This is a genomic window from Nonomuraea sp. NPDC050536 (genome assembly GCF_044457685.1).
GTDB lineage: Bacteria > Actinomycetota > Actinomycetes > Streptosporangiales > Streptosporangiaceae > Nonomuraea.
Genome location: NZ_JBITHD010000002.1, coordinates 636,280 through 662,456, shown reverse-complemented (window position 1 = coordinate 662,456; position 26,177 = coordinate 636,280). Strand labels below are relative to the sequence as shown.

The 26,177-nt window shown below is 69.1% G+C and carries 20 protein-coding genes and 1 pseudogene; 17 read left to right on the top strand and 4 right to left on the bottom strand.

The features are described from left to right. Together ACIBHX_RS10090 and ACIBHX_RS10085 are read left to right on the top strand one after the other, a co-directional pair. Window positions 1-1,323, top strand: a pseudogene (locus tag ACIBHX_RS10090) (DNA-directed RNA polymerase subunit beta); the annotation flags it as partial. A gap of 23 nt (window positions 1,324-1,346) precedes the next feature. Beyond that, window positions 1,347-5,222 (top strand): DNA-directed RNA polymerase subunit beta', encoded by a 3,876-nt coding sequence (locus tag ACIBHX_RS10085; RefSeq protein WP_397066040.1) that lies wholly within the window; start codon window positions 1,347-1,349, stop codon window positions 5,220-5,222. A 392-nt stretch (window positions 5,223-5,614) separates the two neighbouring features. Here ACIBHX_RS10085 and ACIBHX_RS10080 read toward each other — a convergent pair whose 3' ends face one another. From ACIBHX_RS10080 to ACIBHX_RS10065, 4 genes are read right to left on the bottom strand one after another with little or no spacing between them, the layout of a single operon-like run. Continuing rightward, on the bottom strand, window positions 5,615-6,841 hold the full coding sequence (locus tag ACIBHX_RS10080) for a coproporphyrinogen-III oxidase family protein (protein ID WP_397066038.1): 1,227 nt from the start codon (window positions 6,839-6,841) through the stop codon (window positions 5,615-5,617). Beyond that, window positions 6,838-7,989, bottom strand: coding sequence for a cytochrome P450 (locus ACIBHX_RS10075; protein ID WP_397066036.1), 1,152 nt, complete (start codon window positions 7,987-7,989; stop codon window positions 6,838-6,840). The genes ACIBHX_RS10080 and ACIBHX_RS10075 overlap by 4 nt, the downstream gene beginning before the upstream one ends. Continuing rightward, the gene (locus ACIBHX_RS10070; RefSeq protein ID WP_397066035.1) at window positions 7,986-9,182 is read right to left on the bottom strand and encodes a cytochrome P450; all 1,197 of its coding nucleotides are present in this window, start codon (window positions 9,180-9,182) and stop codon (window positions 7,986-7,988) included. The genes ACIBHX_RS10075 and ACIBHX_RS10070 overlap by 4 nt, the downstream gene beginning before the upstream one ends. Further along, on the bottom strand, window positions 9,179-9,895 hold the full coding sequence (locus ACIBHX_RS10065; protein WP_397066033.1) for a TetR/AcrR family transcriptional regulator: 717 nt from the start codon (window positions 9,893-9,895) through the stop codon (window positions 9,179-9,181). Before ACIBHX_RS10065 ends, ACIBHX_RS10070 begins: the two co-directional genes overlap by 4 nt. 322 nt (window positions 9,896-10,217) lie before the next feature. On the opposite strand from ACIBHX_RS10065, the gene ACIBHX_RS10060 reads away from it, so the two are divergent. The 15 genes from ACIBHX_RS10060 (at window position 10,218) to rplW (ending at window position 26,140) form a co-directional block, all read left to right on the top strand. After that, entirely contained in the window at window positions 10,218-10,364 is a 147-nt protein-coding gene (locus ACIBHX_RS10060; RefSeq protein WP_214326881.1) for a thiomuracin/GE37468 family thiazolyl RiPP peptide, read from the top strand. A gap of 58 nt (window positions 10,365-10,422) precedes the next feature. Next, window positions 10,423-12,759: a lantibiotic dehydratase gene (locus ACIBHX_RS10055; RefSeq protein ID WP_397066031.1), complete on the top strand. Its 2,337-nt coding sequence runs from the start codon at window positions 10,423-10,425 to the stop codon at window positions 12,757-12,759. After that, entirely contained in the window at window positions 12,756-13,523 is a 768-nt protein-coding gene (locus ACIBHX_RS10050; RefSeq protein ID WP_397066029.1) for a lantibiotic dehydratase C-terminal domain-containing protein, read from the top strand. The genes ACIBHX_RS10055 and ACIBHX_RS10050 overlap by 4 nt, the downstream gene beginning before the upstream one ends. Beyond that, window positions 13,520-14,485 carry a lantibiotic dehydratase C-terminal domain-containing protein gene (locus ACIBHX_RS10045; RefSeq protein WP_397066028.1) on the top strand — a complete coding sequence of 322 codons (966 nt, stop codon included), beginning with the start codon at window positions 13,520-13,522 and terminating at the stop codon, window positions 14,483-14,485. The genes ACIBHX_RS10050 and ACIBHX_RS10045 overlap by 4 nt, the downstream gene beginning before the upstream one ends. Continuing rightward, window positions 14,482-15,750, top strand: a complete 1,269-nt coding sequence (locus tag ACIBHX_RS10040) for a SagB family peptide dehydrogenase (RefSeq protein WP_397066026.1) — start codon at window positions 14,482-14,484, stop codon at window positions 15,748-15,750. Before ACIBHX_RS10045 ends, ACIBHX_RS10040 begins: the two co-directional genes overlap by 4 nt. Continuing rightward, window positions 15,747-17,429 carry a hypothetical protein gene (locus tag ACIBHX_RS10035; RefSeq protein WP_397066024.1) on the top strand — a complete coding sequence of 561 codons (1,683 nt, stop codon included), beginning with the start codon at window positions 15,747-15,749 and terminating at the stop codon, window positions 17,427-17,429. Before ACIBHX_RS10040 ends, ACIBHX_RS10035 begins: the two co-directional genes overlap by 4 nt. Continuing rightward, window positions 17,422-19,173: a TOMM precursor leader peptide-binding protein gene (locus ACIBHX_RS10030; protein WP_397066022.1), complete on the top strand. Its 1,752-nt coding sequence runs from the start codon at window positions 17,422-17,424 to the stop codon at window positions 19,171-19,173. Before ACIBHX_RS10035 ends, ACIBHX_RS10030 begins: the two co-directional genes overlap by 8 nt. A 379-nt stretch (window positions 19,174-19,552) precedes the next feature. Continuing rightward, window positions 19,553-19,927, top strand: a complete 375-nt coding sequence (gene rpsL / locus ACIBHX_RS10025; RefSeq protein ID WP_214326888.1) for a 30S ribosomal protein S12 — start codon at window positions 19,553-19,555, stop codon at window positions 19,925-19,927. A gap of 2 nt (window positions 19,928-19,929) precedes the next feature. Then, entirely contained in the window at window positions 19,930-20,400 is a 471-nt protein-coding gene (rpsG, locus tag ACIBHX_RS10020; protein WP_214326889.1) for a 30S ribosomal protein S7, read from the top strand. Window positions 20,401-20,438: 38 nt separating this feature from the next. After that, the gene (gene fusA, locus ACIBHX_RS10015) at window positions 20,439-22,538 is read left to right on the top strand and encodes an elongation factor G (RefSeq protein WP_397066020.1); all 2,100 of its coding nucleotides are present in this window, start codon (window positions 20,439-20,441) and stop codon (window positions 22,536-22,538) included. A 205-nt stretch (window positions 22,539-22,743) separates the two neighbouring features. Next, entirely contained in the window at window positions 22,744-23,937 is a 1,194-nt protein-coding gene (gene tuf, locus ACIBHX_RS10010; RefSeq protein WP_397066018.1) for an elongation factor Tu, read from the top strand. Between the two features lie 259 nt (window positions 23,938-24,196). Then, window positions 24,197-24,505 carry a 30S ribosomal protein S10 gene (rpsJ, locus tag ACIBHX_RS10005; protein WP_012887830.1) on the top strand — a complete coding sequence of 103 codons (309 nt, stop codon included), beginning with the start codon at window positions 24,197-24,199 and terminating at the stop codon, window positions 24,503-24,505. Between the two features lie 14 nt (window positions 24,506-24,519). Next, the gene (gene rplC / locus ACIBHX_RS10000; RefSeq protein ID WP_397066016.1) at window positions 24,520-25,173 is read left to right on the top strand and encodes a 50S ribosomal protein L3; all 654 of its coding nucleotides are present in this window, start codon (window positions 24,520-24,522) and stop codon (window positions 25,171-25,173) included. Beyond that, window positions 25,170-25,817, top strand: coding sequence for a 50S ribosomal protein L4 (gene rplD / locus ACIBHX_RS09995; protein ID WP_397066015.1), 648 nt, complete (start codon window positions 25,170-25,172; stop codon window positions 25,815-25,817). The genes rplC and rplD overlap by 4 nt, the downstream gene beginning before the upstream one ends. After that, entirely contained in the window at window positions 25,817-26,140 is a 324-nt protein-coding gene (rplW, locus tag ACIBHX_RS09990; protein ID WP_397066014.1) for a 50S ribosomal protein L23, read from the top strand. Before rplD ends, rplW begins: the two co-directional genes overlap by 1 nt. The last annotated feature ends 37 nt before the right edge of the window (window positions 26,141-26,177 follow it).

Here is a 26,177-nt window from a genome sequence, read left to right as displayed (position 1 = left end):
CAGCGGCTTGTCCAGGACGACGTCCTGTCCTCGATCCACATCGAGGAGCACGAGGTCGACGCCCGCGACACCAAGCTGGGCCCGGAGGAGATCACTCGCGACATCCCGAACGTCTCCGAGGAAGTCCTGGCCGACCTCGACGAGCGCGGCATCATCCGCATCGGCGCCGAGGTCGTGCCCGGCGACATCCTGGTCGGCAAGGTCACCCCGAAGGGTGAGACCGAGCTGACGCCGGAGGAGCGGCTGCTGCGCGCGATCTTCGGTGAGAAGGCCCGCGAGGTCCGCGACACCTCGCTGAAGGTGCCGCACGGCGAGTCCGGCAAGGTCATCGGGGTGCGCGTGTTCTCCCGCGAGGAGGGCGACGAGCTTCCCCCGGGCGTCAACGAGCTGGTGCGCGTGTACGTGGCGCAGAAGCGGAAGATCACCGATGGTGACAAGCTGGCCGGCCGGCACGGCAACAAGGGCGTCATCTCCAAGATCCTGCCGGTCGAGGACATGCCGTTCCTGGAGGACGGCACCCCGGTCGACATCATCCTCAACCCGCTGGGCGTGCCCGGCCGGATGAACGTCGGTCAGGTGCTGGAGACCCACCTGGGATGGATCGCCGCGCGCGGCTGGGACATCTCCGGCATCCAGGAGGCCTGGGCCGAGCGGCTGCGCGACAAGGGCTTCGACAGGGTCGAGCCGCGTACCAACATGGCCACCCCGGTCTTCGACGGTGCGCACGAGGAGGAGATCGTCGGCCTGCTCGGCAACACGGTCGCCAACCGCGACGGGGACCGCATGGTCCAGCAGAGCGGCAAGGCGCGGCTGTTCGACGGGCGTTCCGGCGAGCCGTTCCCGTACCCGATCTCGGTCGGCTACATCTACATCCTGAAGCTGCTGCACCTGGTCGACGACAAGATCCACGCTCGCTCGACCGGCCCGTACTCGATGATCACCCAGCAGCCGCTGGGTGGTAAGGCGCAGTTCGGTGGCCAGCGGTTCGGCGAGATGGAGGTGTGGGCGCTGGAGGCCTACGGCGCCGCCTACGCCCTGCAGGAGCTGCTCACGATCAAGTCCGACGACGTGCTCGGCCGCGTGAAGGTGTACGAGGCCATCGTCAAGGGCGAGAACATCCCCGAGCCGGGCATTCCCGAGTCGTTCAAGGTCCTCATCAAGGAAATGCAGTCGCTGTGCCTGAACGTCGAGGTGCTGTCCAGCGACGGCATGTCCATCGAGATGCGCGACACCGACGAGGACGTCTTCCGCGCGGCAGAGGAACTCGGCATCGATCTCTCGCGGCGTCCCAACGAGGGCGCTATGAGCGTCGACGAAGTCTGATCTGGAAGCTGAGGGGATAAATAGTGCTCGACGTCAACTTCTTCGACGAGCTTCGGATCGGCCTCGCGACTGCCGACGATATCCGCCAGTGGTCGCACGGCGAGGTCAAGAAGCCAGAGACCATCAACTACCGGACTCTCAAGCCGGAAAAGGACGGACTCTTCTGCGAGAAGATCTTCGGCCCGACCCGCGACTGGGAGTGCTACTGCGGTAAGTACAAGCGTGTCCGCTTCAAGGGCATCATCTGTGAGCGCTGTGGCGTCGAGGTGACTCGCGCCAAGGTGCGGCGTGAGCGGATGGGCCACATCGAGCTGGCCGCGCCCGTCACCCACATCTGGTACTTCAAGGGCGTGCCCTCACGCCTGGGGTACCTGCTCGACCTGGCCCCGAAGGACCTGGAGAAGGTCATCTACTTCGCGGCCTACATGATCACGCATGTCGACACCGAGATGCGTGACCGTGACCTGCCCTCGCTGGAGGCGAAGATCTCCGTCGAGCGGCAGCACATCGAGCAGCGCCGTGACGCCGACATCGAGACGCGCCAGAAGAAGCTCGAGGCCGACCTGGCCGAGCTCGAGGCCGCCGGCGCCAAGGGCGACCAGCGCCGCAAGGTGCGTGAGGGTGCCGAGCGCGAGATGCGCCAGCTCCGCGACCGGACCCAGCGTGAGCTGGACCGGCTCGAGGAGGTCTGGAGCCGCTTCAAGAACCTCAAGGTCCAGGACCTCGAGGGCGACGAGCTGCTCTACCGCGAGATGCGTGACCGCTTCGGCCGCTACTTCAAGGGCGGCATGGGCGCGCAGGCGATCCAGGACCGCCTGATCAGCTTCGACCTCGACGCCGAGGCCGAGAACCTGCGCGAGACCATCCGCAGCGGTAAGGGTCAGAAGAAGGCTCGCGCGCTCAAGCGGCTCAAGGTCGTCTCGGCGTTCCTCAACACGACGAACTCGCCGCGCGGCATGGTGCTCGACTGCATCCCGGTCATCCCGCCGGACCTGCGCCCCATGGTGCAGCTCGACGGTGGCCGGTTCGCGACCTCCGACCTGAACGACCTGTACCGCCGGGTCATCAACCGGAACAACCGCCTCAAGAGGCTTCTCGACCTCGGCGCGCCCGAGATCATCGTGAACAACGAGAAGCGGATGCTCCAGGAGGCCGTGGACGCGCTGTTCGACAACGGCCGTCGCGGTCGCCCGGTCACCGGTCCCGGCAACAGGCCGCTGAAGTCCCTCAGCGACATGCTGAAGGGTAAGCAGGGTCGCTTCCGTCAGAACCTGCTGGGCAAGCGAGTCGACTACTCCGGCCGTTCGGTCATCGTCGTCGGCCCGCAGCTGAAGCTGCACCAGTGCGGTCTGCCCAAGCAGATGGCGCTGGAGCTGTTCAAGCCGTTCGTGATGAAGAGGCTCGTGGACCTCAACCACGCGCAGAACATCAAGTCGGCCAAGCGGATGGTCGAGCGTGCCCGCCCGGTCGTGTGGGACGTGCTGGAAGAGGTCATCACCGAGCACCCGGTGCTGCTCAACCGCGCACCGACGCTGCACCGCCTGGGCATCCAGGCCTTCGAGCCGCAGCTGGTCGAGGGCAAGGCCATCCAGATCCACCCGCTCGTCTGCACCGCGTTCAACGCGGACTTCGACGGTGACCAGATGGCCGTGCACCTGCCGCTGTCGGCCGAGGCCCAGGCCGAGGCTCGCATCCTGATGCTCTCGACCAACAACATCCTCAAGCCGGCCGACGGCAAGCCCGTGACGATGCCCACCCAGGACATGGTCATCGGCCTGTACTGGCTGACCACGCAGAAGGACGGCGCGGTCGGCGAGGGCCGGGTCTTCGGCTCCATCGCCGAGGCCCAGATGGCCTTCGACCGTCGCGAGCTGGAGATCCAGGCCAAGATCCAGATCAGGCTCACCGACGTCCTGCCGCCGCGCGAGTGGGTCGCGCCGGAGGGCTGGGAGCAGGGCGACCCGATCCGGATGGAGACCACCTTCGGCCGGTGCCTGTTCAACCAGACCCTGCCGGAGAGCTACCCGTTCGTTAACTTCCAGGTCGGCAAGAAGCAGCTGTCCACGATCGTCAACGAGCTGGCCGAGACCTACCCCAAGGTGGAGGTCGCCGCCTCGCTCGACGCGCTCAAGGACGCCGGCTTCCGCTGGGCGACCCGCTCCGGCGTCACGATCTCGATCGATGACGTCGTCGCGCCGCCCAACAAGGCCGACATCATGGAGAACTACGAGCGCCGGGCCGACAAGGTCCAGCGCGAGTATGAGCGCGGTCTGATCACCGACGAGGAGCGCCGCCAGGAGCTCATCGAGATCTGGACCCACGCCACCGCGGACGTCGAGACCGACATGGTCAACGCGTTCCCGGCGACGAACCCGGTCTGGATGATGGTCAACTCCGGCGCCCGCGGTAACAAGATGCAGGTCCGGCAGATCGCCGGTATCCGTGGCCTGGTGTCCAACACCAAGGGTGAGACGATCCCGCGTCCGATCAAGGCCTCCTTCCGTGAGGGCCTGTCGGTGCTGGAGTACTTCATCTCCACCCACGGCCAGCGGAAGGGTCTCGCCGACACCGCGCTGCGCACCGCCGACTCGGGTTACCTGACCCGTCGTCTGGTGGACGTGGCACAGGACGTCATCGTGCGCGAGATCGACTGCGGCACCGACCGTGCGGTCCCGCTGCACGTCGGCGAGCGCGACGGCTCCGGCAACCTGGTCAAGGCCGAGAACGCCGAGTCCAACGTGCACGGCCGCATCCTGGCCGAGGACGTCGAGGTCGACGGCAAGGTCATCGCGGCGGCTGGTGTCGACATCAACGACAACCACGTCACCGCGCTGGTCGAGGCCGGCATCGAGACCGTCCGCACCCGCAGCGCGCTCGTCTGCGAGGCCAAGATCGGTGTCTGTGCGACCTGCTACGGCCGTTCGCTGGCCACCGGCAAGCTCGTGGACGTCGGCGAGGCGGTCGGCATCATCGCCGCCCAGTCGATCGGTGAGCCCGGCACCCAGCTGACGATGCGGACCTTCCACACCGGTGGTGTGGCGGGCGCCGACATCACCCACGGTCTGCCCCGTGTCCAGGAGCTCTTCGAGGCGCGCATCCCCAAGGGTGTCGCCCCGATCTCCGAGGCCGAGGGCCGCATCCGCATCGACGAGACCGACAAGGCCAGGAAGCTCGTCATCACGCCGGACGACGGCTCCGAGGAGATCGCCTACCCGGTCTCGATGCGCTCGCGGCTGCTGATCTCCGAGGGTCAGCACGTGGCGGTCGGCCAGCAGCTGATCGCCGGTGCGGTCAACCCCAACGAGGTGCTGCGCATTCTCGGCCCCCGGGCCGTGCAGCTGCACCTGGTGGCCGAGGTCCAGCAGGTGTACCGCTCGCAGGGTGTGTCGATCCACGACAAGCACATCGAGATCATCGTTCGCCAGATGCTCAAGCGGGTGAACGTGCTCGAGTCCGGCGACACCGACCTGCTCCCCGGCGAGCTGGTCGAGCGTCCGCGCTTCGAGCTGATGAACCGCGAGACCGTGGCCGAGGGTGGCTCGCCCGCCGCTGGCCGTCCGGTCCTCATGGGCATCACCAAGGCGTCGCTGGCCACCGAGTCGTGGCTGTCGGCGGCCTCCTTCCAGGAGACCACCAGGGTCCTGACGGACGCGGCGATCCACGCCAAGTCCGACTCGCTCCTGGGCCTGAAGGAGAACGTCATCATCGGTAAGCTCATCCCGGCCGGCACGGGCATGCCCCAGTACCGCAACATCCGGGTCGAGCCCACCGAGGAGGCCAAGGCCGCGATGTACACGGTCGGCGGCTACGACGGCTCCGCGGCCGACTACACCTTCGGCACCGGCTCCGGCGAGGCGGTCCCGCTGGAGGAGTACGACTTCGGCCAGTACAACCGCTGATCCGCCATCACACGTAAGACGCCCAGCCCCTCCGGGGACTGGGCGTCTTCGCGTCTACCCCTGCGATATCCCTTGCTCTCCTCGCTGAGCGGTAAGGCTTGTTCTCCTCTGGCGGCGGTACGGCAAGCCGCCGCCTCCGCCACCCGCCGCACTCCGGCCGGCCCCCGTCCAGGGAGACGCTCCTCCGGTGATACGGGGTCGCGCGCCACTACGCCACCCCAGACCGACGTCCCACGGCCCCGGCCCTCCCACCGCACAGGGCGCCGACTTCGCCGCCCCACTCCCCGCCGACCCGGCGCCTGGTGGGTGCCGGTCCTGGGGGCGCCGTTATGCCAGATGGACGTCCCGCCGCCCCGGCGCCTGGTGGACGCCGGGGCCGGGGGCGCCATGCGTCAGGGGCGGGTGGTTAGTTGGATTACTTCGCGGTCGTCTGTGTCGGGGGTGTCGATCCAGTTGAGGGCGATGAAGACGCGGGCTATGTCGTCGGGGTGGATGCGGATGCCGTCGCGGTCGACGATGACGCGGCCGTGGTCGTTCATCTTCAGCAGGTAGGACATGACCTCCGGCTGCTCGCAGGCCGTGCGCAGCGGGGTGCCCGTGCGCTGCTGGAACAGGCGGGCGTCCATGCCCTCCACGGTTGTCAGCGCCTGCGACAGGAAGTGCAGGGTGAGCTGTGGCGAGTCGGCGGGCGCGTTGACGTCGAAGGCCAGCGGGTTGGCGTTGTAGCGGGCCAGCTTGCCCTTGTCGTAGGTGAGGTAGCGGCGGCCGATCAGCGAGTTGGCGCCGGAGCCGAACCCGATCCAGTCCATGCGCAGCTGGTAGTAGGCCTCGTCGGATTGGCAGCGCGGGGCGCCGAAGTACGACATGGCGTACTCGGGGAACCCGGCGCCGGTCAGCAGCTCTCTGGTCAGCTCGTAGGCCGACAGCTGCATGTTGAGATCGAGCTGCCCGCCCCGGTGCACCTGCTTGCGGAGGATCGTGCCGGGGCTGGCCCGGTAGGGGTAGATGGAGAAGTGGTTGACCGGCAGGCTGAGCGCCGTGCGGACCGACTCGGCCACCTCAGTGGAGCTCTGGCCGGGGAAGCCGACGATCAGGTCGATGTTGATGTTGCCGAAGCCCGCCTCGTGGGCGTCGCGCACGGCCTGGATCGCCTGGGAGGCTCCGTGCGCGCGGCCGATGCGGCGCAGCCGGGCGTCGTCGAAGGACTGCACGCCGATGCTGATCCGGTTGAAGCCGACCCCGCGCAGCACCCGGAGCTTGTCCGGGGTGAGCGACTCCGGGCTGCCCTCGATCGTGGCCTCCCTGACCGTGCTCAGGTCGAACTGGTCAGCCAGCGCGAACTGGTCAGCCAGCGCGCCGTACAGCGACTCGATCTCGCCGGTCGACAGGATGCTGGCCGTACCGCCGCCCCAGTAGACGATGTCGGGGTGGTAGAGCTCGCGCAGCGTCGGCGACTGGACGCGGATCTGGGTCTTGATCGCCTCCAGGTAGGACTGGCGGGCGGGTGACTGCTCGCCCAGGCGCAGGTCACGGACGGGGACCTGGACGACCCAGTCGCAGAAGTGGCACTTGGAGTTGCAGAAGGGGATGTTGGCGTAGATGAGCAGGGGCTGGGTCATGCCGCACCTCTCACGGTCATCGTTCTGACGCCGAAGATCTGGCTCTCGTAGAAGACCGGGACGCCCGGCCGCACACTGCTGAAGCGGCCCAGCAGGCGTTCGAGGGCGATGCGGCCCTCCAGGCGGCCGAGCTGCGCCCCCAGGCAGTAGTGCACGCCGTGGCCGAAGGCCAGCTGGCCGGTCAGCCCGCGTCCCAGGTCGAAGCGTTCGGGGTCGTCGAAGTGGCGTTCGTCGTGGTTGGCCGACAGCAGCCAGGCCATGACGAACCTGTTGGCCGGGATCGTGGTCCCGGCCACCTCGACCTCGGTCGTGGTGACGCGGCCTGCCTGCATGAACGGCGAGCGCAGGCGCATGCTCTCCTCCAGCGCCTGCGGGATCAGCGTCGGGTCGGCCCTGACCTTGCGCTCGGCCTCGGGCTCGCCGGCCAGGCACAGCACGGTGTTGCCGATCATCACCGTGCTGGTGACATGCCCGGCGAGCAGGATCAGGCTCGCGGTGTTGACCACCTGTTCGGGGTCCAGCCGCTCGCCGTCGACCTCGGCCTGGACCAGGCGGGTGAGCAGGTCATCGCGCGGGTCCCGGCGGCGCCGCGCGCAGTGCTCGCGCAGGTAGTCGTTCATCTCGGCCATGGCCTCGGCGACCGTGCGCGCCAGCCCGGGATCGGCGTAGTCGGCCACCTGCAGCGACATCAGCCGGTCGGACCAGGCGCGGAACAGGTCGCGGTCGGAGGCGGGCACGCCGAGCAGTTCGGCGATCACGATGACGGGCAGCGGGTAGGCCAGCTCGGCCACCAGGTCGAAGTCCGGGCCGGGCAGGGCGTCGAGCAGCTCGTCGGCGATCTGCCCGACGCGCGGCTCCAGCGCCGCGATCGACTGCGGTGTGAACGCGGCGGTGATCAGCTTGCGCTGACGCCGATGCTCGGGCGGGTCGATCATGGTGATGCCGCCCTTGCCGAACCCGTCGGCCTCCGGCATCAGCCGGGTCCTGTCGGAGGAGAACCGCTGGTGGTCGCCCAGCACCGCGCGCACGTCGTCATATCGGAAGACGTGGTACATCCCAAAGGAGTCCACCCAGACCGGTTGGGAGTCCCGCATCTCGCGGAGCCAGCCGAACAGCGCCCGCCCACCGTCAGCACGCGAAGGGATCACCGGACACGCACCGGCAGGCTCTTGACGCCGAACATGGGGTCCTCGTAGAACTCCAGCTTCGCGCTGGGGTCCACGGTGACCTCGGCGAACCTTTCGAAGATCAGCTCGAGCGCGACCTTGCCCTCCACCCTGGCCAGCGGCGCCCCGAGGCAGAAGTGGATGCCGTGGCCGAAGGCGTACTGCCGGTTGGGCTGCCTGGTCAGATCCAGGGTGAAGGGGTCGGGGAACTGGCGCTCGTCGTAGTTGGCCGACAGCAGCCAGTTGATCACCATGGACCCCGCGGGCAGCGTGACCCCGGCGACCTCCACGTCGGCCGTCGGCAGCCTGGCCGCCTGCGTCAGCGGCGGCCGCAGCCTGAGCACCTCCTCGAAGGCCGGCCCGAGCAGCTCGGGATCCTGGCGTACGGCCTGCTCCACGCCGGGCGCGTCCCTGAAGCACAGGAACGCGTTCCCCAGCGCCATCGTGCTGGTGATCTGCCCGGCGAGCAGCAGCAGGCACGCCGAGTTGACGATCTCGGCGTCGGTGAGCCTGTCGCCGTCGACCTCTGCCGCGATGAGCTGGCTGACCAGGTCATCGCGCGGGGTGACGCGGCGCTCGCGCACGTGGGTCATGACGTACTCGCCCATCTCGCGCATGGCGTGGCCGACCATCCGCCCGATCTCGATGTCGGTGGGGTCGTCGACGTGCAGGGCGACGAGCCTGTCGGCCCAGCCACGGAACAGCTCGCGGTCGTGGATGGGGATGCCGAGCAGCTCGGCGATCACCATGACGGGCAGCGGGTGGGCGAGCTTCTCGACGAGGTCGAACTCGTCCCCGTCGATCTCGTCGAGCAGCTGGAGGGTCAGCTCGCGGATGCGGGGGACCATGTCCGAGGACATCTTGGGGGTGAAGGCCTGGCTGATGAGCTTGCGTAGTTTGCGGTGCTCCGGCGGGTCGGTGAGCATCAGGCTCCCGGCGCTGAAGGGATCCCCGCCCGGACGCAACCTGTTGATGTCCGAAGAAAATGTGGCGTAGTCGGACATAACGCGCTGTACGTCGGCATGCCGAAAAACGTGGAAGATCCCATAGGAATCCCGCCAGACGGGCTGTTCGTTCCGCATCTTGCCGAGCCACTGCAGGAGTTCTCCGCCGCCGTCCCTGATTCGCGGGCGCGCGTCCGCGGGCATCGTCATGGTGGGGCCGTCGTTCGTCATGGGTTCCTCGCAGGCAGAGTCGGAATGAGTTTTGCCCGGTATTTCTCGGCGGCTTGCGTGAAGATCGCGGCGGTGCGGTCGGCGTGGGATTCGGCCGGCCACGCGTCCGGCTCCATGGAACTCCTGATGACGTGCGCCAGGTCGGCGGCGCGCGCGTCCAGGCACGGGCGGGGGTCGACGATCTCCGCGTGCAGATGGGACTTCACGAATCCGGACATCACGGCGTCGAGCGAGAAGTCGCTGCGGTGATCCCAGAGCTCGTGCTCGGACAGCATGCGGAGATATTCATTGAATGGCGAAAAGCCGGTGATTCTGTAGGGGTGGAATTCGAGTGTCGGATCTTCACAGACCCGGCCGATCGTTTCCTTGTCATAGGTGTAAAGGGCACGGAAGAGCGGATATTTGAAGACCAGAGTGAAGATCTCCCCGCAGAATTCCGACACGCGGCTGACGGCGGGGCGCAGCCGAACCAGGCGCCCGATCTCTTCGCAAACCGATACGATTTCGTGCGTGACAAGTGTTCTGATCAGGTCGTCTTTGGTGTCCCAGCTGAGATAGATCGTTCCCTTGCCGACGTCGGCGCGGCGGGCGATCTCGTCCATGGTGGTGCGCTTGTATCCGGAGCGCAGCAGCAGGCTCCGCGTCACATCCATGGTGCGCCTGACCCGGTCATCGCTGGTGCGAGCGGGTCCCCGTGTCGAGACAGGGCTCATGGCCGGCGAGCTCCTTCCCCGTGAGAGCTGGTGCTTGTCAACGTCCGTTCCGCGTGACACGAGGGCTCGGCTCGGCCTGTCACCCCACGTGGGCTGGCCATTCCCCCCATATCCAGTTTTGTTGACACTTGGAATATTCGGGCCTCCCCTCCTGGCTGACTAAATTTCAAATTTAGTCAGCGAGTTTCCGAATCTTGACCGGTTTCCATATTTACACCTAGCGTCGGCCATGTCGCAAGGGTGCGTTTATGTCTGCGATGGCAGTTGCGCGCCATTGTGCTGAAATGGTCAACCAGCCATTAACCCCGGAAGGAGTGTCCGTATGGACCTCAACGACCTGCCCATGGACGTGTTCGAACTCCCGGAGGCCGGCACCGCGGTCGAGTCCCTGACCGCCGGTCACGGCATGACGGAGGTCGGCGCCTCCTGTAACTGCTTCTGCTACATCTGCTGCTCCTGCAGCGCCTGATCCATGAGCGCGGGCGCCGCCTCGGCGGCGCCCGCGCGGTACCGACGCGAGGAGATCCATGACGGTCATCGAGCAGCTCACCGCCGCGCCCGAGGTCGCGGTCAGGCGCTGCGGTCTGCCGGCCGCCGCCCTGCGGTCGCTGCGCTGGGAGGAGTCCCATGCCCTGGTGCTGCGGCTGCTCGCGGAGGCCGGTCGGCTGGCGGTCGAGGGTGAGCGCCTGGCCGAGGAGCTGACCGGTGTCGTGGGCGAGCTGGACGGGTCCGCGCTGCGGCCGGTGGTGATCGGGTTACGCAGGGCGCTGCACGCCGGCCGTACCCCCAAGGAGTGGAACGCCGCGGTCAGCGCCGCACTGCCGGAGGGGATCGCGGACCGGATCGAGGTATGGACGCGGACGATGGCCGCGCACGGGCACGAACTGGCGCGGCTGCCCGACCTGGTGGAGCGGGAGAGCGCGGCCAAGGAGGGCGAGCTGCGCGCAATCGCGGCCGATCCCGGCTTCCGCAGAGGGCTGGCGCTGGCTGGGCCCGAGCTGGCGGCAGAGCTGGATCGGTGGATCGCCGACCCCGCGCGCAGGCCCAAGCCGCAGAAGCTGATCCGGCTGGCCAAGTACGTCGCGCGGGCCGCCGCCAAGACCAGCCCCTACAGCATGTTCACCGGCACGGGACCGGCGGTCTGGGGCGACAGCGAGTCCGTGCGCGACACCGAGCTGATGCCGGTACTGGAACCCGCCGGACACCCGCGGCCCGAGACGCTGCCTGCGCTGGTCAGGCTGAACCCGTCGGCCACCGTCATCGGCGATCGCGTCGAGTTCGTCGGCCCGCCGCCCGGCGAGCCGCTGGTCGGCCTCGGGCTCACCGACGCGGTCCGCGCGTGCCTGCGCGCGGTCGAGGGCGCCGAATGGACCTCGCTCGACGACCTGGCCGCCGCGCTCGGCGCCGACCACGCCTCGGTCGCCCGCTTCGCCGGCGCCCTGCTCCGCGCGGGCCTGCTCGAGCCGCATCCAGACGAGCCCAGGCACGCCCACCTGGCCGGCGCGCAGCGCGCCACTGATCCGGCACGGTTCCGCGCGCTCCTGGCCGGGATCCCCGGCGAACTCCACGAGGTCGCCGTCTCCGCCGCCCCGATGGCCACCCTGAGCCGGGACGTGTGGCATGAGCGCCTGCACGACCTGGACGTCGTGCGCCGCTGGCTGGCCGTCTTCGACGCCAAGTCCCCGATGCGGCTGGCCGTCGCGGACCTGCTCCACAAGAGGTACGGCACGGCGCCCAAGGTCCCGTTCCTCACCCTCCACCGCCACGTGCAGGAGGCCGTGGCCGCAGGCGACCCCGAACTGAGCGCGTTCCTGGCGGCGACGTGGACCCAGCCGCTGGCCGGGTCGTCGCTGCCCCTGGTACGCGAGCTCGACAGGTTCAGAGCGGAGGCCAGGGCCCTGGCGCTGTCGGCCGAGGACGCCACCGGCACCTGCCGCGTCCCGATCGAGGCACTTGAGGCCCAGCTGGCCGAGCGGCCTGCCTGGATCGCCACCCCGCGCTCGTCGGCCTGCTACGTCCAGGTCGCCGACGACGACCTGGTGCTCAACGTGATCCACGGCGGGCACGGGCGCGCGCTGCGCAGGCTCGACCACCTGATCGAGCGCGCGGCCGGCGTGGCCGCGGCGCCGCCCCTGCTGGAGGACCCCGAGGGCGCCGTCTACGCCGAGCTGACCGGGTCGCTCGGCTCCACGCTCAACGACCGCCCACCGAGCACCCGCTACCAGATCGACTACCCGCACTCCCCGGGCTCGGGGCGGAGCGAAAACCGTCTGGCCCTGCGCGACCTGCACGTCGTCATCGACCCCTCCAGCGGGCTGCCGGCGCTCTGGTCGGACCGGCTCGGCCTCAGGGTCGTCCCGCTCCACCTGGGCATGGCGGCCGAGTTCCAGCTGCCCCCCGCCGCCCGCTTCATCGAGCGCGTCTTCGGCCCCGGCTTCCTGCTGCACCCAAGCTCGCCCCCGCTGGTCACGATGGACGGGGTGCCCGCCACGGTCACCCGCTACCCGCGCGTCGAGGCCGGGCGGGTGGTGGTGCAGCGCAGGCGCTGGCTGTCACCGGCCGCCGACCTGCCGGTGCGGGCCAAGGGTGAGGGCGACGCGGCGTTCCTGCTGCGGCTGACCGGATGGTTCCGCGAGCACGGGATCCCTGAGCGGACGTTCGTCCGGGCCTGGCCCGAGCAGACCGGCGCAGGACAGGACAAGGCGCGCAAACCCCTGTACCTGGACCTGGGCGACCTGTTCCTGGTCAAGGTCTTCGAACGGCAGGCGCGCGGATGCGCGTTCGCCCTGTTCGAGGAGGCGCTGCCGGACCCGTTGGACGTCGCGGACCGGGTGACCGAGTACCTGGTCGAGGTGGGCCGATGAGCTGGGTCAGCGCCCACGTGTTCTCCCAGGGCTCCCTCGACGACATGATCGTCGAGCTGGCCGGGCCACTGCTCGGCGAGACCGGATTCTTCCTGCGGTACTGGGAGGGCGGGCCGCACCTGCGCATCAGGGTGCGCGACACGGCCGCCGAGGTGGTGGTCAAACAGGCCGAGTCCTGGCTGCGCGACCACCCGTCCGAGGCGGTCATCGACCCCGAGGAGTACGCCAGGCTGGCCGAGACCCTGGCCGCCAGGGAGGGCGTGCCCGACTACGCCCGCGGGATGTTCCCCAACGACTCCGTTCAGCTCATCCCCTACCGCCCCGAACACGACAGGTACGGCACGGGCGCCTCGCTCGAGGCCGTCGAAGGGCACTTCCACGAGTCGAGCAGGATCGCGCTCGAACTCCTGGCCGCCAGGCTCCCGCACGGCAGGCGGGACACCGCCTGGCTGACCATGCTGCTGGCCGCCTGGGAGGTCACCGGACCCGAGCCGGGACCCGTCGCGCCGGCGGACGAGCGGCTGGCATCGCTGGCCGTACACGCCAGGAAGGTCGTCGCGCAGGGGACGTCCGGCGGGGTGGTCGGCGGGTGGCACGCGTCGGTGCGGAAGCTGGCGGGGGAGCTGGAGCGGGCCGGGTTCGAACAGGAGCGGGTGGCCAGGACGGTCGACCTGTGCGCGCACCTGCTGGCCAACCGGCTCGGCATCCGGGTGCACGAGGAGGCGCGGCTGCGCGCCATGGGACGGCGGGCGGTGCGGGCATGAGCTGGACACGGCTGCGGGTGGACTACCACGGCGGGCCGATGGACCCGCTGATCCTGGACGGGGTGCGGCCCGCGATCGAGGGCGGGCGGGCCTACTTCGTCAGGCACTGGGTGCGGGGGCCGCACCTGCGGGTGTACGTCGACGGCCCGGCGGGACCGGTCGCCGAGAAGATCCGCCGCTACATCAAGGAACATCCGTCAGCGGGCGCCGACTCCGAGGCGCTGCTGCCGCTGCACCGGCGACTGGCCGAGCTCGAGGACGAGCAGGGCCCGCTGACGCCCTGGCAGCCCGACAACACCGTCACCGAGGAACCTGTCGAGCCGCGAGACGACCTCGGCGACCTCCTCGCGGACTGCTACGCCGCCGCCACCCCCGCCGCCTTCGACGCGCTCGAGCGGGTCAGGGCGGGCGCGCCACTGCCGTCTCTGGCCTTCGACCTGGTGGTCGCCACCGCGCACCGGCTCTCCGAGAGCGGCCTGGCGGCCTCGCGCAGATCGCTGCGCTCGCACGCCGAGGCCTACCTGGCCCGGCAGGGCGACGTCCGCGCCCGCTGGCAGGCCCAGTACCTGGCCAACAGGGACGCGCTGACCGCCAGGGTCACCGCGATCACCGGCGGAGCCTGGCCGGCGGGCACCCGCGAGTGGGTCGACCTGATGACGCCGCTGCGCGAGCGCGGCCGCGCGCTCATCGACCAGGGCAGGATCACGCTGGAGTACGGCACGGCCGCGGCCGCCCCCGGGCTGTCGGCGCTCACGGAGGTGTCCGGGTTCCACCGCGCCCTCGAGGACGACGCGGGGTGGCTGGAGCTGCGCGACTCGCCGGGCTTCGCGGCCTACCGGCTCGTACTCAACTGCACCTACCTGCACCTGACCAGGCTGGGCCTGACGCCCGACCGGCGCTTCCTGGTCTGCTACCTGGCCGCGTGCGCCGCCGACGACGTGCTGGAGGCGGTGGCCCGATGACGCTGTACCACCTGCGGGCGGGCGTCCACCTGGCGCGGCTGGACAGCGGGGCGCGGCTGTTCGCCTGGCCGCACGCCGAGTCGCTGGGGGAGCTGGGCGAGGAGGAGTTCGGTCTGCTGCGCGAGCTGGCCTCAGGGCCGAGGAACGCGAGCGGCCCACTGGTGGACCGGCTGCTCGCGGGCGGCTGGCTCAAGATCACCATCACCCGGGACGACCGGCCCCGCTACACGCTTGACCCGCTCAAGGCGCCGCCCCCGCGTCCCGAGATCTCGGGCCGATGGGTGTTGTCGAAGTTCGCCGCGCTGCGCAGGGAGGCGGGCGGGGTCGTCGTGCGGTCCCCGCTGGCCTGGTGCGACCTGTGGATCCACGATCACTCCCTCCTGCCTGACGTGGTCGAGCCCGGTGGCGAGCTCCTGGGCGACCTGGTCTGGGCCGGGCTGGCCGTACCGGAGGGGAGTGAGGAGGGAGAGCTGCGGTCGGCGCAGTGGAGCCCGCAGGAGCTGGAGTTCCACGACCGCAGCCGCGTCGGGTTCCGCGGATACCTCGGTGACGGCTTCGGGGGGACGTTCTGGGCCCAGGGGCGCTTCGAGCCCGAACCGGCCAGGCCCGAGCCCTACCAGGGGATCGTCGTGGAGCTGCCGCGCCCGGACTTGGCGGAGCTGAAGGATCCGGCACTCACCGACGTCCTGGAGGGGCGGCGCTCGCGCAGGGAGTGCGACGACGAGCGGCCCGTCGGCCTGGCGCAGCTGGGAGAGCTGCTCTACCGCGCGGCCCGGGTCAGGGAGCAGTGGACGGCCGACGGGGTGGAGTACACCAGCAAGCCCTACCCCTCCGGCGGCTCGGTGTACGAGCTGGAGATCTACCCCGTGATCAGGCACGCCGCGGGGATAGCGCCGGGCATGTACCACTACGACGCCCACGACCACGTGCTCAGACAGGTGCGCGAAGCCGGCCACCCGGCGGTGCGCAGGCTGCTGACCGTCGCCGGCCACGGCGCGGCGACCGGCCGCCGCCCCCAGGTCCTGCTCGCGATCTCCGCCAGGGCCGGACGGATCCTGTGGAAGTACGAGGGCATGGGGTACGCGCTCATGCTCAAACACGTCGGCGTGCTCTATCAGACGCTCTACCTGGTGGCCACCGCGATGGGGCTGGCGGCGTGCGGGCTGGGCGGCGGCGACTCGGTCGCGTTCGCCGAGGCCACGGGACGCGACCCGCTGCGCGAGTGCGCGGTCGGCGAATTCATGATCGGAAGCGTGGAAACATGACGTTCAAGCCGAGACTGCCCGACGACGTCCGCTACGCCCCCACACCTGCGGGGGTGGCCTTCCTGACCGAGGAGGGCGTGGTGCAGCTGAACGGGCGCTCGATCCACCAGTGGGTGGACCGGCTGGCCGCCCACCTCGACGGCGCCACCACCCTGGACGAGCTGACCGCGGGGATGCCGGACGACCGGCGCGCCTTCGTGACCGGGCTGATCACGGCGCTGCGCGAGCGGGGGATCGTCGAGGACGCCTCCACCCCCGCGCCGCTGCGGATCAGAAAGGGCACCGTCGGCGCGCTGCTGGCCGACGACGAGCGCTGCGCCGCCCTGACGGACGCGCTGGCCGAGGCCATGCGCAGGCTCGGGTTCGACGTCTGGCGCGGCCCGTCGAGCTCGATCGTCGGCGAGGTCGTCGTGCACGTGGCCGCAGCCGACCAGGCGGGACTGCGGGCCGCGGAGCGCCTCGACGCGGCGGGTGTTCCCGCCACGCACGTGCTGGTCGGCGAGGGCGAGGTGTGGTGGGGCGCGGGACCGCTCGCCCCCGGCTGGCGGCGGCTGCAGGCCATGCGCCCGCCCGAGCCCCCGGCAGACCCCCACGTTTCGCAGGTCGCCGCCACCGTGATCGCCGGACAGGTCGTGGCCGACCTCGGCCGCGGGTTCACCGGCACGCCAGGAGGCTCGCGGGTGCTGCGCGCGCTCGACCTGGCCACGCTGAGCACCCACAGCCACGCCTACCTGCCGCACCCGGCCACCCAACCGCCCGGCGAGGGCGCGCCGGGCGAGCCGCTGGGCGAGGAGGAGTTCTCCCGCCGGGCCGCGAGCCTCATGGACGACAGGACCGGCGTCTTCACCGCCCTCGACGAGGGCCCCTACGGCCAGCTTCCCCTGCACGTCTCCGCCGCGACCGTGGCCGATCCGATGGGCCTGCTCGGCGGCGACCGGATCCAGGTGCTCGGCGTCGGCCCCGACTTCGCCACCTCCCGCTACCGCGCCGCCCTGCGGGCGCTGACCGCCCACGCGCTGCTCGCCCTCGACCCGCGCCGCCTCAGCGACGGGCGCGTGCGGGGCCGTGACCTCGTCGACGGCTCCACCGTGCTCGTGCCCGCCGACCGCGTCTTCGCCCTGACCCCTCAGCGGAGGCTCCCGCCCGGCGCGGCGGCCGCCTACTCCACGCCCGACGCCCTGCTCGCGGGCCTGCTGTCCCTCTGCGCCGGGCTTGCCCGCTTCGACCGGGCGCTGCCCGCCGTCGCCGTGCCCGGGCCCTCTCGGTCGCTGACGCTCCTGGAGTCGTACGGCCGGCCGTACGGGATCGTGGACGCCTCCGGCGAGACGGGCGTGCCCATCCTGGCGGGAACCCTGGACGGACGCCTGGTGACCTGCGCGGCGGGCACGACACCGGCCGAGGCCGCCGAGGCGGTGCTGGAGGGGATCCTGCGCGCGCTCCAGGGCATCCCTCAGGACGTCCCGGTGCCCGACCTGGAGGTCCAGGTCGGCGGGGAGACGCCGCTGGGGACGGCACGGGTGGAGGCGTCCCGCCTGGTGGCCGCGCTGGCCCGCGCGGGCAGGCGGCCCGCGGTAGTCACGCTCGACCACGATCCGGAGGTGCATGCCCTGATGCCGCACGTCATCCGCGTTGTCGCAGAGCCCACCACGGGGCCCACCACGGGAACCGCTGATGCCTGAGGCTTGGGGGAACGGCCTGCTGGCCAAGGAGATAGGTGAGCAGCCGGTGCTGGTGGTGGCCGCCGACGGCTGGGACGACTCCGACCACGAGCGCGCCAGGCGCACCGGACGGCCGTGGCTGCCGGTCAGGGTCGAGCACGGCACCGCCGTCGTAGGCCCGCTCGAACGTCCCGGCAGGCCGGGCTGCGTGACCTGCTTCGAGACCCGGCGGCACAGGGCCAGGACGGATACCGAGGCGCGCGAGGCCATCCTGGCGGTGCACGGGCGGGAGCTGGCCAAGGCGGCCTCGCCGTACCTGGACGAGCTGGGCGCGCGCACGATCGCGGCGCTCACCGGGCACCTGATCGCCGACCCCGGGGACGCCGTCTGGTACGTGGACCTGCGGACGCTCGCCGTCGAGCGGCACGCCTTCCTGCCCGAGCCGCTCTGCCCTGACTGCGGTGACCTGCCCGACGACGCGCCGGAGCCGATCGAGCTCGGGCCGACGCGCTGGGGCTCCGGCTACCGGGTGCGGAACGTGCTGGAGGAGCACCAGGCCCTGCTCGACACCTACGTGGACGGGGAGTGCGGGCTCATCAGACCGCTGGTCAGGGACACGCTCGGGGGCCTGGTGATCGCGGGCGCGATGCTGCCGCTGCGATTCGAGGGCGGGACCGAGCCGGGCGTGGGACGCACCCGCGGCTACCGGTCCAGCGAGGTCACCGCCATGCTGGAGGCGCTCGAACGGTGGGGAGGCGTCGAGCCGGGCGGCAGGCGCACCACGGTCAGGGCCGCCTACCGCGACCTGGCTCCCGACGCGCTCGACCCGCGCGTGCTGGGCGTGCACGAGTCCTATGACAGGGAGGGGTTCGCCTTCCGCCCCTTCGCCGAGGACGTGCCGTGCGAGTGGGTGTGGGGATACTCCTTCGCCCGGCGGGCGCCGATCCTGGTGCCGGAGAGCCTGGCGTACTACCACGTGCGAGGCCGGGAGAAGCCGTTCGTCTACGAGATCTCCAACGGCTGCGCGCTGGGCGGCAGCCAGGCGGAGGCGATCCTGTACGGCCTGCTGGAGACCGTCGAGCGCGACGCGTTCCTGATGACCTGGTACGGCAGGCGGCCCGCGCCCAGGATCGACCTGTCGACGGCACGGGATCGGATGATCCCGGTCCAGGCGGCGGCGATCACCGCGGAGACCGGCTACCGGGTCGAGCTGTACGACACGACCACCGAATACGGGATCGCGTCGGTGTGGGCGCTGGCGGTGCGGATGGACGACGACCCGGCCAGGCCGAGGATGGTGTGCGCGGCCGGGGCGCACCTGGATCCGGAGAAGGCGGTGATGGGGGCGCTCAGCGAGCTCGGCCCGCTGCTGGCCGACCTGATCCGCCGCTACCCGGACGACGCCGACAGAGCACTCCAGATGGTGAAAAATCCGGATCTGGTGGAGACCATGCACGATCACTCCACCCTCTACGGCGCCGACGCCGCCTTCGACCGGCTGTCCTTCCTCACCGAGGGCACCGCGACCCGGGCGCTGCCCGACATGCCGTACATCACCGAGGACCTGCCCGAGATCCTCGCCAGGTTCCCCGACGTCGTGGTCGTCGACCAGACCACGCCGGAACACCGGGCGCGCGACTTCTCCTGCGTCAAGGTCCTCGTCCCCGGCGCGATCCCGATGACCTTCGGCCACCACCACCGCAGGACGGCCGGCCTGTCCCGGCTCCCCGCCGCCCCCAATCCGCACCCTCACCCCTTCCCATGACGGACATCCACGCCACCCGCCTTCCGCGGTTCCTCGGCAATCTCGTGGAAACACTCCCGAGAGCGGATATCCTTATGCGGGAGCAGTAAGCCTGAGCCGCGGCTGCACCGGCCGTAGTGACACGGGTCTCTTTGACGTGTCGCGCGGGCCTGGGTAGTCTTGTGACTCGCGCCCGTCCCTGACGGGCTTTCGGCCGTGCGCTCATATTGGAGCGCGGGACGACTCCCTGGCTCGATTGTCCCTGCGGATGTGTCTGTGCGAAGAGCGCGACACGCCCGAGCGCGGGGGCGCGGAGACAGGGGAAAACCGCAGGTCATGACACCGGCAGAACCTGCAAAATGCAACAACTGACGTAAGACCGGCCAAGGACGGAGTGGCAGTGCCCACTATTCAGCAGTTGGTCCGCAAGGGCCGGCAGGACAAGGTCGCAAAGACCAAGACTCCTGCCCTCAAGGGGAATCCGCAGCGACGCGGCGTGTGCCAGCGCGTCTATACCACGACCCCGAAGAAGCCCAACTCGGCACTGCGTAAGGTCGCCCGTGTGCGCCTCACCAACGGCATCGAGGTCACGGCCTACATTCCGGGTGTGGGTCACAACCTGCAGGAGCACTCGATCGTGCTGGTTCGCGGCGGTCGTGTGAAGGACCTGCCGGGTGTTCGCTACAAGATCATCCGCGGCTCGCTCGACACCCAGGGTGTCCGCAACCGCAAGCAGGCCCGCAGCAAGTACGGCGCGAAGAGGGAGAAGAGCTAACTATGCCTCGTAAGGGTTCTCCCGGCCGCCGTCAGCTCATGTCTGACCCGGTCTACAACTCGCCGCTTGTCACCGCACTGATCAACAAGGTGCTCCTGGACGGCAAGCGCTCCATCGCGCAGTCGATCGTGTACGGCGCCCTCGAGGGCTGCAGGGACAAGACGGGCAACGACCCGGTCGTCACCCTCAAGCGTGCGCTTGACAACGTCAAGCCGACCCTCGAGGTCCGCAGCCGCCGCGTCGGTGGCGCGACCTACCAGGTGCCCGTCGAGGTGCGCGCCGCGCGCAGCACCACGCTGGCCCTGCGCTGGCTGGTGCAGTATTCGCGCGCCCGCCGCGAGAAGACCATGACCGAGCGCCTCATGAACGAGCTCCTCGACGCCAGCAACGGCCTCGGCGCGAGCGTCAAGAAGCGCGAGGACACCCACAAGATGGCCGAGTCCAACAAGGCCTTCGCCCACTACCGCTGGTAACCCGGCGGGTTCGACGAGACGACGAGGACGCGAGAGAAGTGGCCGCAACGACCGCTCTAGACCTGGCCAAGGTCCGCAACATTGGGATCATCGCCCATATCGATGCGGGCAAGACCACGACGACCGAGCGCATCCTGTTCTACACCGGTATCAACTACAAGATCGGTGAGGTCCACGATGGCGCTGCCACCATGGACTGGATGGAGCAGGAGCAGGAGCGCGGCATCACGATCACGTCCGCCGCGACGACCTGCGAGTGGGACGGTCACACGATCAACCTGATCGACACCCCGGGCCACGTCGACTTCACCATCGAGGTCGAGCGCAACCTGCGCGTCCTCGACGGTGCGGTCACCGTGTTCGACGGTGTCGCGGGTGTCGAGCCGCAGTCGGAGACGGTCTGGCGGCAGGCTGACCGCTACAACGTGCCCCGCATCTGCTTCGTGAACAAGATGGACCGGGTCGGCGCGGAGTTCCACCGCTGCGTCGACATGATGGTGTCCCGCCTGGACGCCACCCCGGCCGTCATCCAGCTTCCCTGGGGCGTCGAGGCCGGCTTCAAGGGCGTCATCGACCTGGTGAAGATGAAGGGCCTGCTCTGGAGCGAGGACGCGGCCAAGGGCGAGATGTACGACACCGTCGACATCCCGGCCGACCACGCGGAAGCCGCTCGCGAGTGGCGCGACAAGCTGGTCGAGACCGTCTCCGAGAACGACGACGAGCTGATGGAGCTCTACCTCGAGGCTCAGGAGCCGACCGAGGAGCAGCTGGTGGCCGCCATCCGGCGCGCGACCATCTCGGGCGCCATCAACCCGGTTCTGACCGGCACCGCGTTCAAGAACAAGGGCGTGCAGCCCCTGCTCGACGCGATCGTGGCCTACCTCCCCGCGCCGATCGACATCCCGGCCTTCAAGGGCCACGCGGTCGGCAACGAGGAGGCGACCATCGAGCGTCACGCGGACCCGGACGAGCCGTTCGCCGCGCTGGCCTTCAAGATCATGAGCGACCCGCACCTGGGCAAGCTGACCTACCTGCGCATCTACTCGGGATCGCTCGAGGCCGGTTCGTCGGTCGTCAACTCCGTGAAGGGGAAGAAGGAGCGGATCGGCAAGATCTACCAGATGCACGCGAACAAGCGCGAGGAGCGCCCGTCCGCGACCGCTGGTCAGATCGTCGCCGTCATGGGTCTCAAGGACACCACCACGGGTGACACCCTGTCTGACCCGGCGAACCAGGTGATCCTCGAGTCGATGACGTTCCCTGCCCCGGTCATCAACGTCGCGATCGAGCCCAAGACCAAGGGCGACCAGGAGAAGCTCAGCACCGCCATCCAGCGGCTGGCCGAGGAGGACCCGTCCTTCCAGGTCCGGCGCGACGAGGAGACCGGTCAGACGGTCATCTGGGGCATGGGTGAGCTCCACCTGGAGATCCTGGTCGACCGGATGCGCCGCGAGTTCAAGGTCGAGGCCAACGTCGGTCGTCCGCAGGTCGCCTACCGCGAGACCATCCGCCGCACGGTGGAGAAGGTCGACTACACCCACAAGAAGCAGACCGGTGGTTCCGGTCAGTTCGCGCGGGTCATCATCAACCTGGAGCCGCTGGGCGAGGGCAACGACGGCTACGAGTTCGCGAACAAGGTCACGGGTGGCCGCATCCCCAGGGAGTACATCCCGTCGGTGGACGCGGGCGCTCAGGAGGCCGCCGAGTTCGGCGTGCTGGCCGGCTACCCGATGGTGGGCGTGAAGGTGACGCTGACCGACGGTGCCGCGCACGACGTCGACTCCTCGGAAATGGCCTTCAAGATCGCCGGCTCGATGGCCTTCAAGGAGGCCGCGCGCAAGGCGGACGCAGTGCTTCTCGAGCCGATGATGTCCGTTGAGGTCACCACGCCCGAGGATTACATGGGTGACGTCATCGGTGACCTCAACAGTCGCCGCGGACAGATCCAGTCGATGGACGAGCGCTCCGGCGCCCGGGTCATCACGGCTCTCGTGCCACTGCAGGAGATGTTCGGCTACGTGGGCGACCTGCGTAGCAAGACGCAGGGGCGGGCGAGCTACAACATGCAGTTCGACTCCTACGCGGAGGTGCCGCCCGGCATCGCCAAGGAGATCGTCGCGAAGGTTCGGGGCGAATAACTCCGGGACCCCTATGGCGGGGGCGACGAGAGATCGTCGCCCCGCTGCCGAAGGGTTTCGGGGTGCAGATGCTCCGGGACCCCTGCGGCGGGAAACCGCCGCGACTCTGGTGGCACGGCGCGAGCCGTACCACCGCTAGGGGTTCGGGAACTCCCGGGCCCGAGTGTGTAGACGAAAGTCAGTCAGATTCTCAAGGAGAGAACCAGTGGGCAAGGCCAAGTTCGAGCGGAATAAGCCGCACATGAACATCGGCACCATTGGGCACATCGACCACGGCAAGACCACGCTGACCGCGGCGATCACCAAGGTGCTTCACGACCGTTTCCCCGAGCTGAACCAGGCTACGCCGTTCGACAAGATCGACAAGGCGCCCGAGGAGAAGGCTCGCGGTATTACGATCTCCATCGCGCACGTCGAGTACCAGACCGAGAAGCGGCACTACGCCCACGTGGACTGCCCCGGTCACGCCGACTACGTGAAGAACATGATCACCGGTGCTGCTCAGATGGACGGCGCCATCCTCGTGGTCGCCGCCACCGACGGCCCGATGCCGCAGACGAAGGAGCACGTCCTCCTGGCCCGCCAGGTCGGCGTCCCCTACATCGTCGTGGCCCTCAACAAGGCCGACATGGTCGACGACGAGGAGATCCTGGAGCTCGTCGAGCTCGAGGTCCGCGAGCTGCTCTCGGCTCAGGAGTTCCCCGGTGACGACCTGCCCGTCGTCCGCGTATCCGCTCTCAAGGCTCTCGAGGGCGACGAGAAGTGGGCCGACAGCATCATCGAGCTGATGAACGCCGTCGACGAGAACGTGCCCGAGCCGCCGCGTGACACGGAGAAGCCGTTCCTCATGCCGGTCGAGGACGTCTTCTCGATCACCGGTCGCGGCACCGTCGTCACCGGTCGTATCGAGCGCGGCATCGTCAAGGTCAACGAGCAGGTCGACATCATCGGCATCAAGCCGGAGAAGACGACCACCACCGTCACCAGCATCGAGATGTTCAACAAGATGCTCGACGAGGGTCACGCGGGCGACAACGCCGCGCTGCTGCTCCGCGGCATCAAGCGCGACGACGTCGAGCGCGGCCAGTGCATCATCAAGCCGGGCACGACCACCCCGCACACCGAGTTCACCGGCCAGGTCTACATCCTGTCCAAGGACGAGGGCGGCCGTCACACGCCGTTCTTCAACAACTACCGTCCTCAGTTCTACTTCCGTACGACTGACGTGACCGGTGTTGTGAACCTCCCCGAGGGCACCGAGATGGTCATGCCGGGCGACAACACCGAAATGCGCGTTGAGCTGATCCAGCCCATCGCCATGGAGGAAGGCCTCAAGTTCGCGATCCGCGAGGGTGGCCGCACCGTCGGCGCCGGTCGCGTCGTGAAGATCCTCAAGTAGCACGACCGCGGGGCGGTCGGCCCCCGGGAGACCAGGGACCGACCGCCATCGCGTGACCGGGGCAGGAGTCCGTACGGCTTCCGCCCCGCGGCTCCACGAAACAGCCGTGATCCAGCAGTGGCTTCGGCCAGTGACCGAAGAAACTGCCGGATCACGGAATCAAACGGCAGATCACCAACGTCTGTCACGTGGGGTCAATTCAGCGGCAACCTGCCGCACGATACTTTTTCAGACGACAGCGAAGGACACCGAGGCCACTATGGCGGGACAGAAGATCCGCATCCGGCTTAAGGCCTATGACCACGAGGTCATCGACAGCTCGGCCAAGAAGATCGTCGAGACGGTGACGCGGACTGGCGCGAAGGTCGCGGGCCCGGTGCCGCTGCCGACCGAGAAGAACGTGTACTGCGTCATCCGCTCGCCGCACAAGTACAAGGACAGCCGCGAGCACTTCGAGATGCGCACGCACAAGCGGCTGATTGACATCATCGACCCGACGCCCAAGACCGTCGACTCGCTCATGCGGCTCGACCTCCCCGCGGGCGTCGACATTTCGATCAAGCTCTGAGGGAACGCACTGACATGGCTAAGACGATCAAGGGCGTCCTGGGCAAGAAGCTCGGCATGACCCAGGTCTTCGACGCGGACAACCGGATGGTACCGGTGACCGTGGTCGAGGCCGGTCCGTGCGTGGTGACCCGCGTCCGCACCGCCGACAAGGACGGCTACTCCGCCATCCAGCTCGGCTTCGGGCAGGTCGACCCCAGGAAGGTCAACAAGCCGCTCGGCGACTACCTGCGCAAGCACGACATCACCCCGCGCCGTTACTTCGCGGAGATCCGCACCGACGACGCGAGCGACTACACCCTGGGCCAGGAGCTGCTGGCCGACACCTTCGAGGCCGGCCAGTTCGTCGACGTGACGGGCAAGAGCAAGGGCAAGGGCTTCGCCGGTGTCATGAAGCGTCACGGCTTCAAGGGTCTGAGCGCGTCGCACGGTACGCAGCGCAAGCACCGCTCGCCGGGTTCCATCGGTGGCTGCGCCACCCCGGGCCGCGTTTTCAAGGGTCTGCGTATGGCTGGTCGGATGGGTAACGTCCGCACCACCGTGCAGAGCCTGAAGGTTCACTCCGTGGACGCCGAGAAGGGCCTCATCCTGATCAAGGGTGCGATCCCCGGCGCCAACGGAAGCCTGGTCCTCGTTCGCACCGCTGCCAAGAAGGGGGCTGCCAAGTGAGCACCACTATTGACGTCCTCGACGCCAGCGGCGCCAAGGCCGGCACTGTAGACCTGCCCGAAGACATCTTCGGCGCCAAGGTCAACGTTCCGCTGATCCACCAGGTGGTCGTGGCCCAGCTCGCCGCTCGCCGGCAGGGCACCCACAAGGCCAAGACCCGTGGTGAGGTCAGCGGTGGCGGTAAGAAGCCTTACCGCCAGAAGGGCACCGGCCGCGCCCGTCAGGGCTCGACCCGTGCGCCGCAGTTCGCCGGCGGTGGCGTCGTCCACGGTCCGGTCCCGCGCGACTACTCGCAGCGGACGCCCAAGAAGATGAAGGTCGCCGCGCTGCGTGGCGCCCTGTCCGACCGGGCGACCGGCGGTCGCGTGCACGTGGTGAGCGGGCTGGTCACCGGCGAGACGCCGAAGACCAAGGCCGCGCTCGAGGCACTGCGTAAGATCACTCAGGCCAAGAGCGTCCTCATCGTGGTCGACGAGGCCGACGAGCTGACCTGGCTGAGCCTGCGCAACGCTCCCGAGGTCCACCTGCTGGACTCCGGGCAGCTGAACACCTACGACGTGCTCGTCCACGACGACGTGGTCTTCACCCAGGAGGCGTACGACCAGGTTGTCGCCAGGTTGAGCCAGAGCGGGAAGGAAGCCTGATGACTGAGACTCTGGGCAGGCTCGAGAGGGTCGCCGACCCGCGCGACATCATCGTCAAGCCGGTGGTCTCCGAGAAGAGCTACGGCCTGATCGACGAGCACAACAAGTACACGTTCCTGGTGAAGACGACCGCGAACAAGACCCAGATCAAGATCGCGGTCGAGCAGATCTTCGGGGTCAAGGTCACCAGCGTGAACACGATCAACCGGCAGGGGAAGCGCAAGCGGACCCGCACCGGGTTCGGCAAGCGGCCCGACACCAAGCGCGCGATCGTGAGCCTGGTCGAGGGTGACCGGATCGACATCTTCGGTCAGATCGGCTGAACGCTCGCCGTACATAGCTAGTAAGGGAAACCGCCGC

Coding starts and splice junctions, on each gene's coding strand:
- rplC (WP_397066016.1), top strand. CDS start 24,520: ATGGCTAAGACGATCAAGGGCGTCCTGGGCAAGAAGCTCGGCATGACC.
- ACIBHX_RS10070 (WP_397066035.1), bottom strand. CDS start 9,182: ATGACGAACGACGGCCCCACCATGACGATGCCCGCGGACGCGCGCCCG.
- rplW (WP_397066014.1), top strand. CDS start 25,817: ATGACTGAGACTCTGGGCAGGCTCGAGAGGGTCGCCGACCCGCGCGAC.
- rpsJ (WP_012887830.1), top strand. CDS start 24,197: ATGGCGGGACAGAAGATCCGCATCCGGCTTAAGGCCTATGACCACGAG.
- ACIBHX_RS10035 (WP_397066024.1), top strand. CDS start 15,747: ATGACGTTCAAGCCGAGACTGCCCGACGACGTCCGCTACGCCCCCACA.
- ACIBHX_RS10040 (WP_397066026.1), top strand. CDS start 14,482: ATGACGCTGTACCACCTGCGGGCGGGCGTCCACCTGGCGCGGCTGGAC.
- ACIBHX_RS10065 (WP_397066033.1), bottom strand. CDS start 9,895: ATGAGCCCTGTCTCGACACGGGGACCCGCTCGCACCAGCGATGACCGG.
- ACIBHX_RS10050 (WP_397066029.1), top strand. CDS start 12,756: ATGAGCTGGGTCAGCGCCCACGTGTTCTCCCAGGGCTCCCTCGACGAC.
- rpsG (WP_214326889.1), top strand. CDS start 19,930: ATGCCTCGTAAGGGTTCTCCCGGCCGCCGTCAGCTCATGTCTGACCCG.
- ACIBHX_RS10060 (WP_214326881.1), top strand. CDS start 10,218: ATGGACCTCAACGACCTGCCCATGGACGTGTTCGAACTCCCGGAGGCC.
- ACIBHX_RS10045 (WP_397066028.1), top strand. CDS start 13,520: ATGAGCTGGACACGGCTGCGGGTGGACTACCACGGCGGGCCGATGGAC.
- ACIBHX_RS10055 (WP_397066031.1), top strand. CDS start 10,423: ATGACGGTCATCGAGCAGCTCACCGCCGCGCCCGAGGTCGCGGTCAGG.
- ACIBHX_RS10030 (WP_397066022.1), top strand. CDS start 17,422: ATGCCTGAGGCTTGGGGGAACGGCCTGCTGGCCAAGGAGATAGGTGAG.
- ACIBHX_RS10080 (WP_397066038.1), bottom strand. CDS start 6,841: ATGACCCAGCCCCTGCTCATCTACGCCAACATCCCCTTCTGCAACTCC.